At 43.6% G+C, this 14,102-nt stretch carries 16 protein-coding genes; 6 read left to right on the plus strand and 10 right to left on the minus strand.

The window, feature by feature from the left end; translation table 11 throughout:
- Nucleotides 1–3: 3 nt before the first annotated feature.
- Nucleotides 4–390, plus strand: coding sequence for a hypothetical protein (locus tag ACHUFQ_RS02125; RefSeq protein ID WP_394172550.1), 387 nt, complete (start codon nt 4–6; stop codon nt 388–390).
- Nucleotides 391–404: 14 nt separating this feature from the next.
- Here ACHUFQ_RS02125 and ACHUFQ_RS02130 read toward each other — a convergent pair whose 3' ends face one another.
- Nucleotides 405–1,586: an MFS transporter gene (locus tag ACHUFQ_RS02130; protein ID WP_394172551.1), complete on the minus strand. Its 1,182-nt coding sequence runs from the start codon at nt 1,584–1,586 to the stop codon at nt 405–407.
- Between the two features lie 149 nt (nt 1,587–1,735).
- Here ACHUFQ_RS02130 and ACHUFQ_RS02135 point away from each other — a divergent pair, with 149 nt between their 5' ends.
- The gene (locus tag ACHUFQ_RS02135) at nt 1,736–2,410 is read left to right on the plus strand and encodes a nitroreductase family protein (protein WP_394172553.1); all 675 of its coding nucleotides are present in this window, start codon (nt 1,736–1,738) and stop codon (nt 2,408–2,410) included.
- Nucleotides 2,411–2,459: 49 nt separating this feature from the next.
- On the opposite strand, the gene ACHUFQ_RS02140 is transcribed toward ACHUFQ_RS02135, so the two are convergent.
- The 5 genes from ACHUFQ_RS02140 to ACHUFQ_RS02160 form a co-directional block, all read right to left on the minus strand.
- Complete coding sequence (locus tag ACHUFQ_RS02140; RefSeq protein WP_394172555.1) at nt 2,460–3,047, minus strand: acyl carrier protein phosphodiesterase; 588 nt, start codon at nt 3,045–3,047, stop codon at nt 2,460–2,462.
- Nucleotides 3,048–3,084: 37 nt separating this feature from the next.
- Nucleotides 3,085–3,702, minus strand: a complete 618-nt coding sequence (locus ACHUFQ_RS02145) for a GNAT family N-acetyltransferase (protein ID WP_394172557.1) — start codon at nt 3,700–3,702, stop codon at nt 3,085–3,087.
- A gap of 90 nt (nt 3,703–3,792) precedes the next feature.
- Complete coding sequence (locus tag ACHUFQ_RS02150; RefSeq protein ID WP_394172559.1) at nt 3,793–4,002, minus strand: hypothetical protein; 210 nt, start codon at nt 4,000–4,002, stop codon at nt 3,793–3,795.
- Between the two features lie 17 nt (nt 4,003–4,019).
- Nucleotides 4,020–4,370, minus strand: a complete 351-nt coding sequence (locus tag ACHUFQ_RS02155) for a ribonuclease E inhibitor RraB (RefSeq protein WP_394172561.1) — start codon at nt 4,368–4,370, stop codon at nt 4,020–4,022.
- Between the two features lie 69 nt (nt 4,371–4,439).
- Complete coding sequence (locus tag ACHUFQ_RS02160; RefSeq protein ID WP_394172563.1) at nt 4,440–4,814, minus strand: hypothetical protein; 375 nt, start codon at nt 4,812–4,814, stop codon at nt 4,440–4,442.
- Nucleotides 4,815–4,981: 167 nt separating this feature from the next.
- Here ACHUFQ_RS02160 and ACHUFQ_RS02165 point away from each other — a divergent pair, with 167 nt between their 5' ends.
- Complete coding sequence (locus ACHUFQ_RS02165) at nt 4,982–7,882, plus strand: alpha/beta hydrolase family protein (protein WP_394172565.1); 2,901 nt, start codon at nt 4,982–4,984, stop codon at nt 7,880–7,882.
- Nucleotides 7,883–7,923: 41 nt separating this feature from the next.
- Here the strand turns inward: ACHUFQ_RS02165 and ACHUFQ_RS02170 are convergent, their stop codons facing one another.
- From ACHUFQ_RS02170 to ACHUFQ_RS02180, 3 genes are all read right to left on the minus strand, one after another.
- Nucleotides 7,924–8,178: a DUF2960 domain-containing protein gene (locus ACHUFQ_RS02170; RefSeq protein WP_394172567.1), complete on the minus strand. Its 255-nt coding sequence runs from the start codon at nt 8,176–8,178 to the stop codon at nt 7,924–7,926.
- A gap of 171 nt (nt 8,179–8,349) precedes the next feature.
- Nucleotides 8,350–9,015, minus strand: a complete 666-nt coding sequence (locus ACHUFQ_RS02175) for an alpha/beta hydrolase (protein WP_394172569.1) — start codon at nt 9,013–9,015, stop codon at nt 8,350–8,352.
- A gap of 183 nt (nt 9,016–9,198) precedes the next feature.
- Nucleotides 9,199–9,954: a DUF4097 family beta strand repeat-containing protein gene (locus tag ACHUFQ_RS02180; RefSeq protein ID WP_394172571.1), complete on the minus strand. Its 756-nt coding sequence runs from the start codon at nt 9,952–9,954 to the stop codon at nt 9,199–9,201.
- A gap of 158 nt (nt 9,955–10,112) precedes the next feature.
- Here ACHUFQ_RS02180 and ACHUFQ_RS02185 point away from each other — a divergent pair, with 158 nt between their 5' ends.
- Both ACHUFQ_RS02185 and ACHUFQ_RS02190 read left to right on the plus strand, forming a co-directional pair.
- Complete coding sequence (locus ACHUFQ_RS02185) at nt 10,113–11,393, plus strand: CinA family nicotinamide mononucleotide deamidase-related protein (protein WP_394172573.1); 1,281 nt, start codon at nt 10,113–10,115, stop codon at nt 11,391–11,393.
- A 221-nt stretch (nt 11,394–11,614) separates the two neighbouring features.
- On the plus strand, nt 11,615–12,424 hold the full coding sequence (locus ACHUFQ_RS02190) for a YggN family protein (RefSeq protein WP_394172575.1): 810 nt from the start codon (nt 11,615–11,617) through the stop codon (nt 12,422–12,424).
- A gap of 107 nt (nt 12,425–12,531) precedes the next feature.
- Here ACHUFQ_RS02190 and ACHUFQ_RS02195 read toward each other — a convergent pair whose 3' ends face one another.
- A complete protein-coding gene (locus ACHUFQ_RS02195; RefSeq protein WP_394172577.1) occupies nt 12,532–13,113 on the minus strand; it encodes a glutathione S-transferase family protein in 582 nt (193 codons plus the stop codon).
- Between the two features lie 113 nt (nt 13,114–13,226).
- On the opposite strand from ACHUFQ_RS02195, the gene ACHUFQ_RS02200 reads away from it, so the two are divergent.
- On the plus strand, nt 13,227–14,093 hold the full coding sequence (locus tag ACHUFQ_RS02200) for a hypothetical protein (RefSeq protein ID WP_394172579.1): 867 nt from the start codon (nt 13,227–13,229) through the stop codon (nt 14,091–14,093).
- Nucleotides 14,094–14,102 lie beyond the last annotated feature (9 nt).

Raw genomic sequence — 14,102 nt, forward strand, 5'->3', positions numbered from 1 at the left:
ACCATGAATTCGGTGACATCGAAAAACGCTGTTTACAAGCTTTACGATAGCTACGTAGAGGCGACATATTTTGAAGGAAGTGATCCTGGAATTGATGAAGCCGTGTTTATTTATCAGTTTTTATCCAAACACTATAAAAGCAATTTTGGTTGGATATCAAACCGAATTAATAGCTATTCTAGTCATCAAATTTTTGTAAAGGCGCTACTTGAAGATTTCAGTAACTTCAAGTGCGTTGCCTGGGTAACCTATCATGATGATTTAAAAAAGCGAATCAGCCCCATGCCCGGCTTTGTTCCGGGTCGGGTTATGAGCAAACAGTTTGACAATTTAGACCAAGCCATAAACTGGGTTCAACAAGTACTCGAAGATTTAAACAACGAGCGTTAATTGACCAAGCTTTTTTACTTAGCCGTCTCTAAGGCTCCGGCTACCGGAGCAGGTACGATTTTCACCCATTGACTGGCAATTAACGAACATAGCGCTATGGCCGCACCACTGTAGAATACCCAGGCAGGCTCCACCAGCCATAACAAACCAAATGAGGCGGGGATCACCACAGCAGCAATATGATTTATGGTGAAACTCACGCCGGCATTAGAGGCGATATCAGCGGGATCAGCAATCTTTTGGAAATAGGTTTTTATCGCGATAGCCATGGCAAAAAAGATATGGTCAATCACATATAAGCCGGCGGCAACATAGGCATTTTCCACCAGACCATAGCCGGTAAAAACGATAATCAGGCCAATGTATTCGAGGGTCAATGCTTTGCGCTCTCCAACCTCACCAATCCACTTGCCAACTTTCGGAGCGATATAAATATTCAGCAAATGATTGACCATATATAACAGGGTAATATCGGCAACCGAATAGCCAAATTTTTCGACCATCATAAACCCTGCAAACACCACAAATATCTGGCGTCGCGCACCGCTTAAAAACGTTAACAAATAATAGAGAGAATAACGTTTTCTCAACACAATATGTTTGTGTTGGCTGACTTTAACTGGAAATAATGGCATGTATAACCACAACCAGGCCGTCAGCGCCAGGCCCAGACCACCGAGGATCAGGTAGGCTGTTGCAAATGGCATAGAAAAGTATTCAAACGCCACATAAATAAACCCATAGACAACCAATGCTGCGACAGACTTAACCGATAATAGTTTACCCAACTTTGCCGGTGCTTCTTCTTTGCTAAACCACTGCAGGCTCAACGATTGATTCACGGTCTCGAAGTAATGAAAGCCAATCGACATAAGTACGGTTGTAGCATACAAACCATATTCGTAGGGAAAAAAACCGGTGATCGCAACCCCCACCGTTAACAGACACAATGACACCAGTGCAAAATGCTGTTCTTTAATCACCAACAACAGAAATACCGCGGTAAATGCCAGAAAACCGGGGATCTCTCGCAAGGACTGTAACATGCCGATTTCGGCACCGGTAAAGCCCGCCGCTTCAATGGTAAAGTTATTTAACAGAGCCTGCCAGCCGGAAAAGCTTAAGGTCATAATGATCGAAGACATTACTAAAAAAACAAAAGGTGTGCGCCAGGTGGAAGATTCAGGCAGGGTCATATCGGTTACATAAGTCTATGGAAGCAAAGAGATAAGAGTATCAGGAAACCGCGGTTAATGAAATTTGCACAAGCAATTATTGTTCACCAATTCAGTAATCGGTATGCTTAAGCCTATAGTTAAAAAAGGTAAAAACAAAAGAGTCCATTATGAAAGACCACGCCAATGTCCCGCTAACCGATTACGTCGAATATCCGCCAGCGGAAATGCTGACACGTTCACAACAGTTTTATGATGAGATCAAACGTCGCCATTCGATTCGTAAGTTTAGCGAACGAGCGGTTGATAAGGCAGTCATCGAGAATTGCATAAAAGCTGCGGGTCGGGCACCGAGTGGCGCCAACCATCAGCCCTGGCATTTTGTTGCCATCGAATCTGCTGAGGTAAAGCGTCAGATTCGTGAACAGGCGGAAGCTTTAGAGCAGAGTTTTTATCAAGGCAGAGCCGGTGATGAATGGCTCGATGCATTAAAGCCGTTAGGGACCGACTCGCAAAAACCTTACCTCGAGCATGCCCCTTGGTTAATCGCGGTATTTAGCCAGAAAAAAGGTGGCATTAACGCTGACGACAAGAATACCAACTACTATGTGCATGAATCTGTCGGCTTGGCGACCGGCTTTTTGTTAAACGCTCTGCACCACAGTGGATTAGTCACCTTAACCCACACCCCAAAGCCCATGTCGTTTTTAAGTAAGGTCTGTCAAAGGGATGATAATGAACGCCCATATATGTTGATTATTGCCGGCTATCCAGCGGACGATGCTACGGTTCCAGAACATGCGCTGGTGAAGAAAAGTATCGATGATATCGCGACGTTCCTATAATACCAAGCCTCGCTGAACAATGATCAATAATGAATGTAGATTGGTATGATCAAGCACTTTCGATGTTCTCTTTGTCAACGTGAATGACTAACTCAGGAAAAAACGCCGCGAAGGTTGCTTGGTAAATATGGTAATTTTCCTTTATGGGTTCAATGGCCCGGTGCAGCGGGTTTGCAAATCGCATACGCATACCAATCCCGTTTAAAGCCCTATCAATATTACTGAGTTCCTGATAGCCAGAGAGCCAATCCTGACTCGTCATTCTCTGAACCATCAGCTGCATCCTCTCGGGCATCAAATCAATCCGGGTTAACAACTGCTGATACCTTTGGCTGCGAAATTCAAAAAAAGATTGGTCACAGTAATCCTGCCAATGCAATGCCAGAAAATGATCAAACACGACATCAGCTATGATGCCAGAGTAACGGCGCATTTCTTTTGGTAAATGGCCCTTAAGTTCGCGCACCAGTACGTGATTATCGGTAAATCGGTCAATACTGCGATGATTATGGATACCCAGCTGCACAGGCCTGGGTAATTGTCGAATATCGAGGCCCTGACAAAAATCCCCCATCAGGTTTCCCGTTAACGAGTCGCTGTTGTTTTGCGCCAGAAATAGATGAGCCAAATAATTCATTGATAAAACACGATTTAATTAAGCTAAAACCTATAACCTAAAACCTAAAACCTATGGTTTTTTGCAATCGATTATGTCCGACAATCGAAGTTATGCTTGATTCTCGGGTATCGATTAGCTCAAACCCCTGGCGCAGATATAACTGCTCGGCACGCGGGTTACTGTGCGCTACATCGAGGGTGACGGATTGGTAGCCTTTGTCTCTGGCCTGCCGGTGAACAAATTCTATAAGCTGTTGCCCTATCCCTTTACCACGTAATGTTGCATCAACACCAAGGTGAGCGAGATACAAGGTATTTTTCGCCGGTTTTGGACAAATTCGTTCAAATGCCAGGCCGCGTTTGGCAGCAAGAGGAAAACGCAAACGGCAATAGCTCAGCATATCCAGAATACAGCCAATTTCCATTGTCAATAATTGCTGGCGGTCAAAACAGGCCACTGAGCCAACAATGTTGCCATCCATTAATGCGACATAATGGTTTTGATAACCAAATTGGCTGCGTCCCTTGACGACGCTGTATTGAAGAAAACCCTCGCCGTCACCAAACACATAATCAAAAGCTACGGGGCCAGAGCTATAAATAAGCGAAGCTAATATTTCACTTTGCTCAGCGATTAAAGATGGGTTTGCATGGACAATAGTTACTTCAGACATTAATTAACTACCTGGACAAGAATGACGTTATAGCAATCACGTTAAGTTTGTGCACAACTCAGAGTTAGCAATAATTTAATGTAATTGGTATTAGCTTAAATCCAGTTCGATATCTGTACAACCTTTAACGCAGAAGATCTTGGCGACAGAATCATCTTTTGATGCCAGAAATTGCAGCGATTGCTGGCAATCTGGGCATTTTGCAGGTTTGCCCAATAAAACGCGTTTTATCAGGGCTTTTTGGTCATTGTAAGATTTGGCGGTTTGCTTATTTAATTGCTTTATTTGTTGCAGATCCATTCCATACTACTCGGGTGTTATTCTGGGCTCTGGGGCGGACAATACCAGCCATCATAAATACCATCAAACTTTCTCGCATGGGTTTCTAACAACATTTGATACCCCATAATGTTATCGTAACTTGCCGGCATTTCCGGATATGCGGTAATTTCCCAGGGGTGTTCAGGGTTATCAAGATACGGACAAAAGGACAGTTTTTGGTTATTTTCGAGCAATATTTTCCCAAATTTAAGAGCCTTCTCCTGACTCGGAAAAATCACTGAAAACTGTATTTCTCGGGGGTTTGCCAAGTCATCTCCCGTTTGCAGCATATGCCAAAGCATGTTGCCATTGGAGTCTGATGGAAACTTAGAAAGATCTCTAGCCACGGTTCACCTTAAAATGAATCTTATATGAAATAACATGTTAGATAATTTAATCACCCTAACTTATCTAGCTTAGCAAGGCTTGTCAGTTTTCGAAACTCGTTTCAGAGTAAATTTTTCGCCGCTGACTACATGCTCATAGGTAAATTGTTGCGGGGTTAACGTCAGTACCCGATAGGCGTGATAATTCTCTGCATCAGCACGATCGGCAAGGTATTCCTTTTCATGTTCGACCTCACCGGTGGTAATGGTAAAGTGAATATCACCAACCAAGCCCCAATCACCGACTTCACTTATTTGTGACAGCAATTTTCCTTCCAGATTATATGTGTAAAAAGTGAATACGAAGTGCCCATCCTCGGTTAATTCGGCAATTTCACTAAATTGCTCTGCACCTAAATTTTCACTTCGATGCCAGGTTCCGACAAGTTGTTGACGTTGATACACGCGAGCTTCCAAACATTAGACGAATATTTAATATCCTCATACTTTAACAAAATTTTCAGCATCTTATCGTCAAAAAACTGCCATTGACGCGTTTTCAGTTGATTTAGCGGTGCTAACCCAGTTTAATCAGGTCTAAACTAATAAAAACGGGTTTAACTATCACGCTTATGTTCAAATCAAGGCAACTTATCTGTGCTCTGTTATCACTGGCTTTATCCGCCAGTTTTGTCGTTCAGGGCGAACAAAGACCATTGTCGGTTACCGACATTATGAAATTTCGCAGCATTGATAATGCACAGCTTTCCAATAATGGCAAATGGTTAGCCTATGCGGCACAGCCAGACCGAGGAGATAGCACGTATTACGTGCAAGCGGTTGCTAGCGATACACGCTATCAGGTAGAACGGGGCAGCTCAGGCTATTTTAGTGACGATTCTAAGTATATCGCCATCAGCCAAAAGCCAGCCTTGCTGACACAGGAAAAAGCCAGTAAGAAAGCCCGTAAAGATCTGAAAAATGAACTGACGGTGATTAATCTGGTCACTGGTGAAAAACACCATTTGCTCAATGTCGAAGATTTTCAACTGCATGCCAGTGGTCCCTGGTTGGCCTTCTCTCAAACTCTAAAAAAGAAAGAAGAGAAGAAAGAAGAGAGAGACGCGGAAGCTGAAGAAAACAAAAGCGACGGTAAACAGGATTACCTGGCCCTGGATATCGATAGTGATAACGATAAAGAAACGCCGGCAAAATCTGCTGAAAGTGCAGAACAAAAGCCAGCCGATGAAGAAGCGCCTGAGCTTTTCAATAAGAAGCAGATTAATAAGTCGTTAACCCTGGTAAATCTTAGCAATGGCGAGCAACGGGTTATTGAACACGTTGATCAATTCAAGTTTTCACCTGAACTTGCCGTTATCGCATATAGCCTTTCCAACAAAGATGGCAAGGATAATGGATTGCAATTGCTTGAGCTGGGTGCAGCAGACGCCAAGGCCGTTGTTGTCAAAGAAAATGCCAGTTTCACCCAACTAAGCTGGAACGAAGAAGGCGATACCCTGGCTTATTTACAAGGTGACTTTAGCGAAAAAGCCGAACGTCGTTCGCATCAACTGGCTTTACTTGATGCCAAAAAAGGCAAAGTAAAAACCGTTAAACTTGATAAAAATGTTCCTGATTTAACCTCACCATATATTCCTTCGGTCAGTAAACTTGTCTGGAGTCTGGATGATGAGCGCCTGTTCTTTGGCTTTAAATCATTAACCGAAGAAAAGCCTGAAATGGCAAAGATTGAATCGGAAGATGACCTGTACGATATCGAACGTTTAACCGGCGAGCGCGGCCTTCAGGTTTGGCACGGTGAAGACCCGTTGATTAAAACCAACGAGAAGTTTCAGTATAACCGCGATAAAAAACACAGTTATCAGGCGGTTTACCATGTAGGCAAAAACAAAGTAGTGCCTTTGGCTAGCAAAGATATGCCGTATATTCGTGCATCTGCCAATGAACAAGCGGTGATTGCCAGCAGTGATTTAAATTATCGTAAGTTGCGCACCTGGGAAGGATTTTTCAGCGATTTTTATTTAGTCGACCTTGATGACGGTGAAGCAAAACTTATCAAACAAAAGCTGAGTTCATACAATGATATGAAAGTCAGTGAATCCGGTCGTTATGTGGCTTATTACGACCAGGGTCACATCTGGGTTTGGGATAGCCGCAAAGACCGTCATCAAAATATCAGTGAAGGTATGCAAGTCAGTTTTGCTGATGAAGATCACGATTACCCGTCTAAGGTGCCAGGATATGGTATTGCCGGTTGGGTGGAAGATGATGAAGGCTTTTTCGCATATGACAAATTTGATATCTGGTTTTTCTCAGCTGATGGCGATGATAAAAACTGTTTAACCTGTGACATGGGCCGTGTTGAAAAGCGTCAGTTTCGCATTAATATCGAAGACCAAGACCACGATTTCTTCGATGAAGAACAAACGCTTTTACTTACCAGCTATAACGACGATAAGAAAAACTTTGGTTTTTATCAGCTAAACCTTGAATCGACAGCGTTGACCAAGCTGGTAGAAGAAGACAAGAAGTTCGAATACCTGGCAACGGCCAAAGATGCGGATGCAATTTTATATACCCGCGAAGATTTCAATGAATTCCCAGACCTTTGGGTTACCCAACCCGATTTTTCCGATGCCCGAAAGCTCACCGACGTGAACCCGCAAAAAGACGAGTTTTTATGGGGTGATGCACAGCTAGTAGAGTGGACATCAACCATGGGTGAGCCGCACCAAGGGGTACTAATAAAGCCTGCCAATTACGTGGAAGGACAATCCTACCCAGTACTGGTGTATTACTATCGATTGTTCTCACAGCGCCTTTATGAATTCAATGCGATGAACGTCAATCATAGACCCAATTTTCCATTTTATTCATCAAATGGTTACGCAATTTTCTTACCGGATGTGCATTTTGAAATCGGCAGCGTTGGTCAATCTACCAACAAGTCCATTTTGCCGGGTATTCAAAAGATTATTGATATGGGTGTCGCTGATAAAGATGCCATTGGTCTGCATGGCCATAGCTGGAGTGGTTATCAAACCCTGTTTTCAATCACTGAAACTGACATGTTTGCCGCAGCTGTCTCTGGCGCACCGGTATCGAATATGACCAGTGCTTATTCCGGCATTCGCTTAGGCACCGGCCTTGCCCGTCAATTCCAGTATGAAAAAGGACAAAGTCGTATTGGCGCCAGCATGTTTGAACGTCGGGATTTGTATATTGAAAACTCACCAGTATTTTTCGCGGAACGTATTAACACCCCACTGCTAATGCAGTTTGGTGATATCGACGATGCCGTACCGTGGCAACAAGGTGTTGAAATGTATCTGGCGATGCGCCGTCTGGGTAAAGAGGTGATATTCTTGCAGTACGAAGGTGAACCCCATCACCTGAAGAAATATCCGAACAAAGTGGATTACACCATTAAAATGAAGCAATACTTTGATCATTACCTTAAAGGCGCGCCAGCCCCTGAATGGATGACGAAAGGCGAAGCTTACAGCGAGTAATCACCAATAATGTTGAAAAAGCGGCTTTAGGGCCGTTTTTTTTATGATTGTGATTCGTCGTCAACAACCATTTTAATGTCACTAAACCCCATGCGAGCAAATTCTTTCTGGCGGAAATCTTTGACCGCCGACTTGCCTTTTGATGTTATGCGAACCTGCTCTTCCATGGCTAAAAACCCCGAGATATCGATATTCTCAGCAGCTGCTGCAGCCTCATAGATATCATGATGACGAGAGTAGGAAAATGGCAGTTCCTTGCGATCACCTTTATAGACATAGGTTAATTTTCTGGGCATCGTAATTCCTTAATCTTCAGCGGATTTTCATTATAGCGATGAAAATCCTTTACAGGTGACAATTGCGAACAAAATTCTCACAGGGTGTGAGATGCGAGCAGGGCTGCATCTGCTGACAAATCACTGCCCTTTCTTCATTCTGAATTCTGAGCACTGAATATATGCTGGACTTTAGCTTAGGCGCTGTTGTAGCCAGTTGGAAATATCTCTTACCTGCGGTGCGCAGACGGAATGTGGCATTGGGTACGTATGATATTCTGGATGAAAACCTAAAGTTTCCAATACCGATTTTGCCTGAGTCCCAAGTACTGGATTTACCACAGGATCCTGACTACCATGCATGATGCAAATATCGATATTACGATTAGCATCCGTTAACTCAATAGAATCTTTGGTCGCAAAATAAGTCGACATGGTCAGCAAACCGCCCAACGCTTGGGGGTATGTTAATGCGGCCTGATAGGCAACAGCACCACCTTGTGAAAAGCCCGCCAGTATAATGCGTTCTGCAGGAATTCCCGATGCGATCTGCTCGTCAATTAACCTCTGAACCGCGTTTGCCGACTGGGTTAATTGCGCAACATCAACTTTGCGTTCTACGCTCATATCCAAAATGTCATACCAGGCCGGCATGACCATGCCACCGTTGATGGTTACGGGCATTTTAGGCGAATGGGGGAATATAAAACGAACCGATAGAGACTGAGGTAAACGAAGTTCCGGCACAATAGGTTCAAAATCATGACCATCAGCACCAAGGCCATGTAACCAGATAACACAGGCTGTTGCCGCTTGGTTCGGTTCAACGTGTATTGTTTGTAGAGTTAAATCGCTCATTATCTATATATTCCAACGTAAAAAAACGTCGGCAATACTAACATCTATACAGCTTTTGGAGAAAGATTAATTGGGCCAGGCTGGTATTTGTTCGAACATAACAATGTTAACAATAAAACCTGGTTCACGATAAAAACCTGGTTCACGATAAAAACCTGACCCACAACAGAACTGACTGCCTGGCTATTTTTTCAAAACTTTAATCGAACCGTTGACACTTTCCAGTTCAACGTCGGAACTTGCATCACCAAACTTGCCCGATAAATCCGTACCATAGTACTTACCTTTTTCACCGGTTAAGCCAAAATCCGTGCGAATTGAGCCATTGCCGGTACTCGCTTCTATTCGAGCGCCGAAGTCAGCCGGTAAATAAAGGCGAATACCACCATTGACCGTTTCAACTTCGATGTCCAGGTTTTTAGCATCGTCTGCAAACGTTAACTCAATACCGCCGTTCACCGCCTCAACATCAACATTGGACGCTAAGCCAGAAGCTTCGATAGAACCATTGACCATATCGGCATGTAATTCGCCACGCACGCCCTCCACAGTTAATGCACCATTTACCAAATCGATTTCTTTCAGATCCATCGTTTCAGGCACTTTGATGACGTATTTTACGCTGCCAGAGCCATTGCTATTGCCCCAACCACCTCGTTCTTTATAGTCAGTCTCAATACTTATTCGATCGCCACTTTGATGCATTTTCACTTCAACATTCTGTAAATCGTCTTCATCATCCGCAGTAATAATTGCTGTTACGGCAACCTGATTTTGATCCCAGGCGTTAATTTCAACGTTGCCATTAACGTTGTCGACTAAAAGCTCACCTTTGCCGCTCAAATCGAAGCTTTTCTCAACGGTTTTATCGACGTCGGCCTGCGCCTGAAAGGTGATTAAACTTGCTAACGCCAGGCTCAGCAAAGATAGATTTTTCATTGTTTTGTCCTTTTCCAAAATACGATTGAAATGAATTACTTGGTTATGTTGTAGAGTATGATGCCGCAACATCAGAAAAGGTTTAAACCGATTTATATTTTTATTAACAATGTCTTTGGCGTTATCATTAACGTCTAACAAGCTAATGGATCTCTAACATGTTAAATGTGCAGTTATTGCTAACCGGCAATGAGTTAATGGCCGGTGATATTGTCGATACCAATTCGGTTTTCATCGCTCAGCACCTGAAAGACCTGGGGGTTGAAGTCACGAAAAAAGTAACCGTCGGTGATTCGATACACTTGTTAGTTGAACAAATATCCACACTATCAAGCGATGCCGATGTATTAATTATCAATGGTGGCCTTGGCCCGACAGTCGATGACCTCACCGCGGAGGCGCTCGCCAGAGCAGCAGGTGTCGAACTTGAACAACATCCTCAGGCTCTGCAGGAGTTGCAGGCGTGGTGCGAACGACGCCAATATCCTTTAACGGAACCAAACCGTAAACAAGCCATACTTCCGATTGGCTGCGATATCGTCAGCAATCCAATTGGCAGTGCCCCAGGATTTTCGTTAACGCTGAACGATTGTCTGGTGATCTGCACTCCAGGTGTTCCCCGGGAAATGCAGCAGATGCTAAAGGCGAGTATTCTGCCTATTATCGAAGACAAAATGCCTGCAGATATGAATAACAAGACTCACAAATTAAAAGTCTTTGGTATCGGTGAGTCAGGTTTACAAAAGATCATCAATGAACAACTCAGTGATTGGCCGGAACACATTGAACTGGGATTTCGAGCCAGCCAGCCCTTGCTGGAAATCAAACTAACCGCCCATTACCTTTCTCACCATGATGATTTACAGCGTTGGACCGATAAGTTAAAACAGCTTTTTTCGCATCATATTGTTTGTGAGGGCGAAAACGACTTACCAACGACTCTGGTCGATATTTTAAAGGCGCAAAATAAAACCCTGACGATGGCGGAATCGTGCACCGGCGGGCTGATTGCTGCATCGATAACCTCGGTACCGGGATCTTCCGCCGTATTTGAAGCTGGCTACACCACCTATTCCAATCGCATCAAACACAAACTCTTAGGTGTCAGTGCAGATGACTTGCAAAAAGAGGGGGCGGTGAGTGAAACCGTAGTAAAGCAAATGCTAATTGGCGCACTCAAGGCCGCCGATGCCGATGTTGGTGTCAGTGTGTCCGGCATTGCCGGCCCCGATGGTGGCAGTGATGAGAAACCCGTGGGCACCGTATGGCTTGCCTGGGGCGATAAATCGGTACAGCATACTCAGCAATTATACTTCCCGGGTCCGAGACGGTTCTTCCAGAATTATATTGCTTATGCCGGGCTTGATTTAGTGCGACGTTTCTTACTCGGTTACCGTGAAACACCGCGCTATGTGATTGAACGACAACGAAAACACTAGCACTTAAATTGACTAAATATTGGTGATATTTGCTAACATTTGACTACTTCGAGATTGAGGGAACGCTGATAACTAACCGCAATCCTTTGTAATTGTTGATATTTAAAAACTGGCAAGGGCTTTGCTATGTAAATGATAACGTAGCAATTCTGAACCTAGATGGTCAGAGTGAAAATAACAAATTGTGGCGTTATCGCCATCATCCATTTTAGGAGTGACACATGAAAAAGTTGATGTTAGCTAGTGTAATCGGTTCCCTATGCTTGCTTGGTACCGCGAATGCGCACGAAGACAAGGAGCATGTAACCTTCAATTCTGACCATTGTTCGATCAATATGAATTATGGTGTCATTGTTGAAAATGACACGATTCGCTTTTTGGATGATGACAACACCATAGTGCAAATCAACAACCAAAAAGACTTATTTGTTCAGGGTAAACAAATTGATCTTTCCGACGACCAACAGACATTAGTCACCCAATACGCAGCAGGCGTCAATCAGAAAATTCCTAAGGTGGTTAATATTGCCCTGGATGCGGTAGAAATCGCCTTTTCGGCGTTATCTCACGTAGCCACAGGTTTGACTGGCGAGGACAGCGACTCAACCGAATCGCTGAATCAATCATTTGCAAAAATCAAAGAAAAAGTCAGCACACGTTTTCGTGCCGAAGACGGTTCTGTCTATCTGGCAGAGCAGGACTTTGATGAGTTAGATCAGTTTATTGAAGACGAATTAGAAGGCGAAATTGAAGATCTGGTGTCTAATTCGGTCGGTGATATTTTAATAGCCGTAGGTCAGGCAATGAATGATGAAGAAGGTGATTTTGAGCAAAAAATGGAAGCGTTTGGCGAACGCATGGAGCGCATGGGCGAAGAAATCGAAGTCGCCGTTGAAGGTCAGGCTGAAGTATTGGAAGCACAAGCTGAAACCTTATGCGCAGACTTACACGATTTAAACGAGCTCGAAGACGAGTTAACCGGCAATGTCGATGAGCTCGCGGATTTTGATTTGATTCAGGTTACCGAATAAATTGAGCTCACAATCGAATTAGGGAAACCCATGGTTTCCCCTTTATCCGTTAATGCTTACATGTTTGAATCGTATATGGCGCAATAATCCTTATCCTAGACCTGATATCAGCTTCTGGGATCGGTAAGTTTTACATCTTCTCTGCTGTCGTGTTGCTGGTGAAAACCGATTAGTTGCGGATACGGGGCAAAATCGACCAGCTCACGAAACAACGCCCAGTCCACCAGACAGTAAAGACAAATGGCCGGGTAATTCCATCGAGCGTAAAGTCCTTGTTCAACCTGTTGTTCTAATACCGCAAATAGTTTGGTCAATCGTTCTCTTTGCAGGTTAAAAAACAATCCATCTTGGGAAGGGTCGATGCCACTACGCATCAGCAACAAAATTTCCACCAAAGAATCACTGGCAGCATCAATTAGCGTCAATTGATTTTCCTGCTGCCAGGTTAATGGTTCAAGTTCAAATTTTTCAGTTAAATAGCGAAAAACCACTCTTGAATCATAAATATGCTGATCACCATCAACGACAAACGGGACTTTCAATGTAGGGTTGTGGTAAGTCAGTAACTCCCTACCTTTTGCGTCAAAAATATCAATATCATGAAAGGTTAATGCATTATTTAAGTTAGCCGTTGCCAGCAATCGGGTGCGGCGTACAAATGGAGATGTGGTTGAACCGTATAAATCCATGGGTAAAATCCTCAATCGTATTTATCTCCACATCATTGCATCGATTGTTCAAACAGAAAAGGTGAAATCGGTTAAAATAAACGTTTTATTGCCGCATCATTTTTGGAGCGAAGATGTTGAGTCGTTATGTCGCCTATCTAATTGTGAGTCTATTTATCAGTTTTTCCCTATCGGTTATCGCCGACGAACAAAGCCAGGAAGCACAAAAGCGGGCAAAGTTCTTTGCCAATGCAAACTTACAGGAAAAAGCGCCGGCGGCGTTTGCCCTGCAACCTCAGGCTCGGGATTTTTTAAATAACGTAAGTGCTAAAAGCTTCCAGCAGGCCGATAAATTGGTGGAAGCGATCCTTGCAGATAGTGAACTAAAACAAGCTCTGGCAAAATGGCCCGAGTTATCAATCACTCAACAACTCCCTTATTTGCGCAAAATTTTCGCTCTCGAATGTGAGGTGATGGCAATCGAACCACCGACCCTGTTAATCGATACCAACACCTATCCAAATCGCGCGGTTAATTTTGTCTTTAACACGGAATTTACAGGAAATATTGTCGATACCGGCACCGTATACCTAAATCCGGAAAAATTAACAGAACAACCGCATTATGGACCTTTAGCTTTTATCATTCATGAAACCCGCCACTCATATCAATATCAGCTGGCGCAACGAAACCAGCCTGATGTCATTTCTCAAGCCTATAAGCATGCATTTATCGCGCAAAAACAGCTTTCAGGATTCTCATTTAGTGATTTTTTAACGCTAAATAATGAATATGAAGCATTTCTGTTTGGCAATTATGTCGTTGGAAGACTGACGAATTGGCAGGTAGATATACTAAACATGGGGACCTATGCAAGCCAGTTTGACGAACAAGGACAGCTAAAAATAGATTTACCGAAGATGGCAACGTCGTTGTCTGAGAATGAATCTCTGCTTCCTCACTATAACAAGGCTGCTGAAGCACAATATCTGGAAAGATAACGATTTATC

Source organism: Thalassotalea litorea, from assembly GCF_043642205.1.
In the GTDB taxonomy this organism is placed as follows: Bacteria; Pseudomonadota; Gammaproteobacteria; order Enterobacterales; family Alteromonadaceae; genus Thalassotalea_A; species Thalassotalea_A litorea.

What these genes read in the sequence shown, in the direction of transcription:
- ACHUFQ_RS02125 (WP_394172550.1), top strand. Translation starts at nt 4, where the DNA reads ATGAATTCGGTGACATCGAAAAACGCTGTTTACAAGCTTTACGATAGC.
- ACHUFQ_RS02130 (WP_394172551.1), bottom strand. Translation starts at nt 1,586, where the DNA reads ATGACCCTGCCTGAATCTTCCACCTGGCGCACACCTTTTGTTTTTTTA.
- ACHUFQ_RS02135 (WP_394172553.1), top strand. Translation starts at nt 1,736, where the DNA reads ATGAAAGACCACGCCAATGTCCCGCTAACCGATTACGTCGAATATCCG.
- ACHUFQ_RS02140 (WP_394172555.1), bottom strand. Translation starts at nt 3,047, where the DNA reads ATGAATTATTTGGCTCATCTATTTCTGGCGCAAAACAACAGCGACTCG.
- ACHUFQ_RS02145 (WP_394172557.1), bottom strand. Translation starts at nt 3,702, where the DNA reads ATGTCTGAAGTAACTATTGTCCATGCAAACCCATCTTTAATCGCTGAG.
- ACHUFQ_RS02150 (WP_394172559.1), bottom strand. Translation starts at nt 4,002, where the DNA reads ATGGATCTGCAACAAATAAAGCAATTAAATAAGCAAACCGCCAAATCT.
- ACHUFQ_RS02165 (WP_394172565.1), top strand. Translation starts at nt 4,982, where the DNA reads ATGTTCAAATCAAGGCAACTTATCTGTGCTCTGTTATCACTGGCTTTA.
- ACHUFQ_RS02170 (WP_394172567.1), bottom strand. Translation starts at nt 8,178, where the DNA reads ATGCCCAGAAAATTAACCTATGTCTATAAAGGTGATCGCAAGGAACTG.
- ACHUFQ_RS02175 (WP_394172569.1), bottom strand. Translation starts at nt 9,015, where the DNA reads ATGAGCGATTTAACTCTACAAACAATACACGTTGAACCGAACCAAGCG.
- ACHUFQ_RS02180 (WP_394172571.1), bottom strand. Translation starts at nt 9,954, where the DNA reads ATGAAAAATCTATCTTTGCTGAGCCTGGCGTTAGCAAGTTTAATCACC.
- ACHUFQ_RS02185 (WP_394172573.1), top strand. Translation starts at nt 10,113, where the DNA reads ATGTTAAATGTGCAGTTATTGCTAACCGGCAATGAGTTAATGGCCGGT.
- ACHUFQ_RS02190 (WP_394172575.1), top strand. Translation starts at nt 11,615, where the DNA reads ATGAAAAAGTTGATGTTAGCTAGTGTAATCGGTTCCCTATGCTTGCTT.
- ACHUFQ_RS02195 (WP_394172577.1), bottom strand. Translation starts at nt 13,113, where the DNA reads ATGGATTTATACGGTTCAACCACATCTCCATTTGTACGCCGCACCCGA.
- ACHUFQ_RS02200 (WP_394172579.1), top strand. Translation starts at nt 13,227, where the DNA reads ATGTTGAGTCGTTATGTCGCCTATCTAATTGTGAGTCTATTTATCAGT.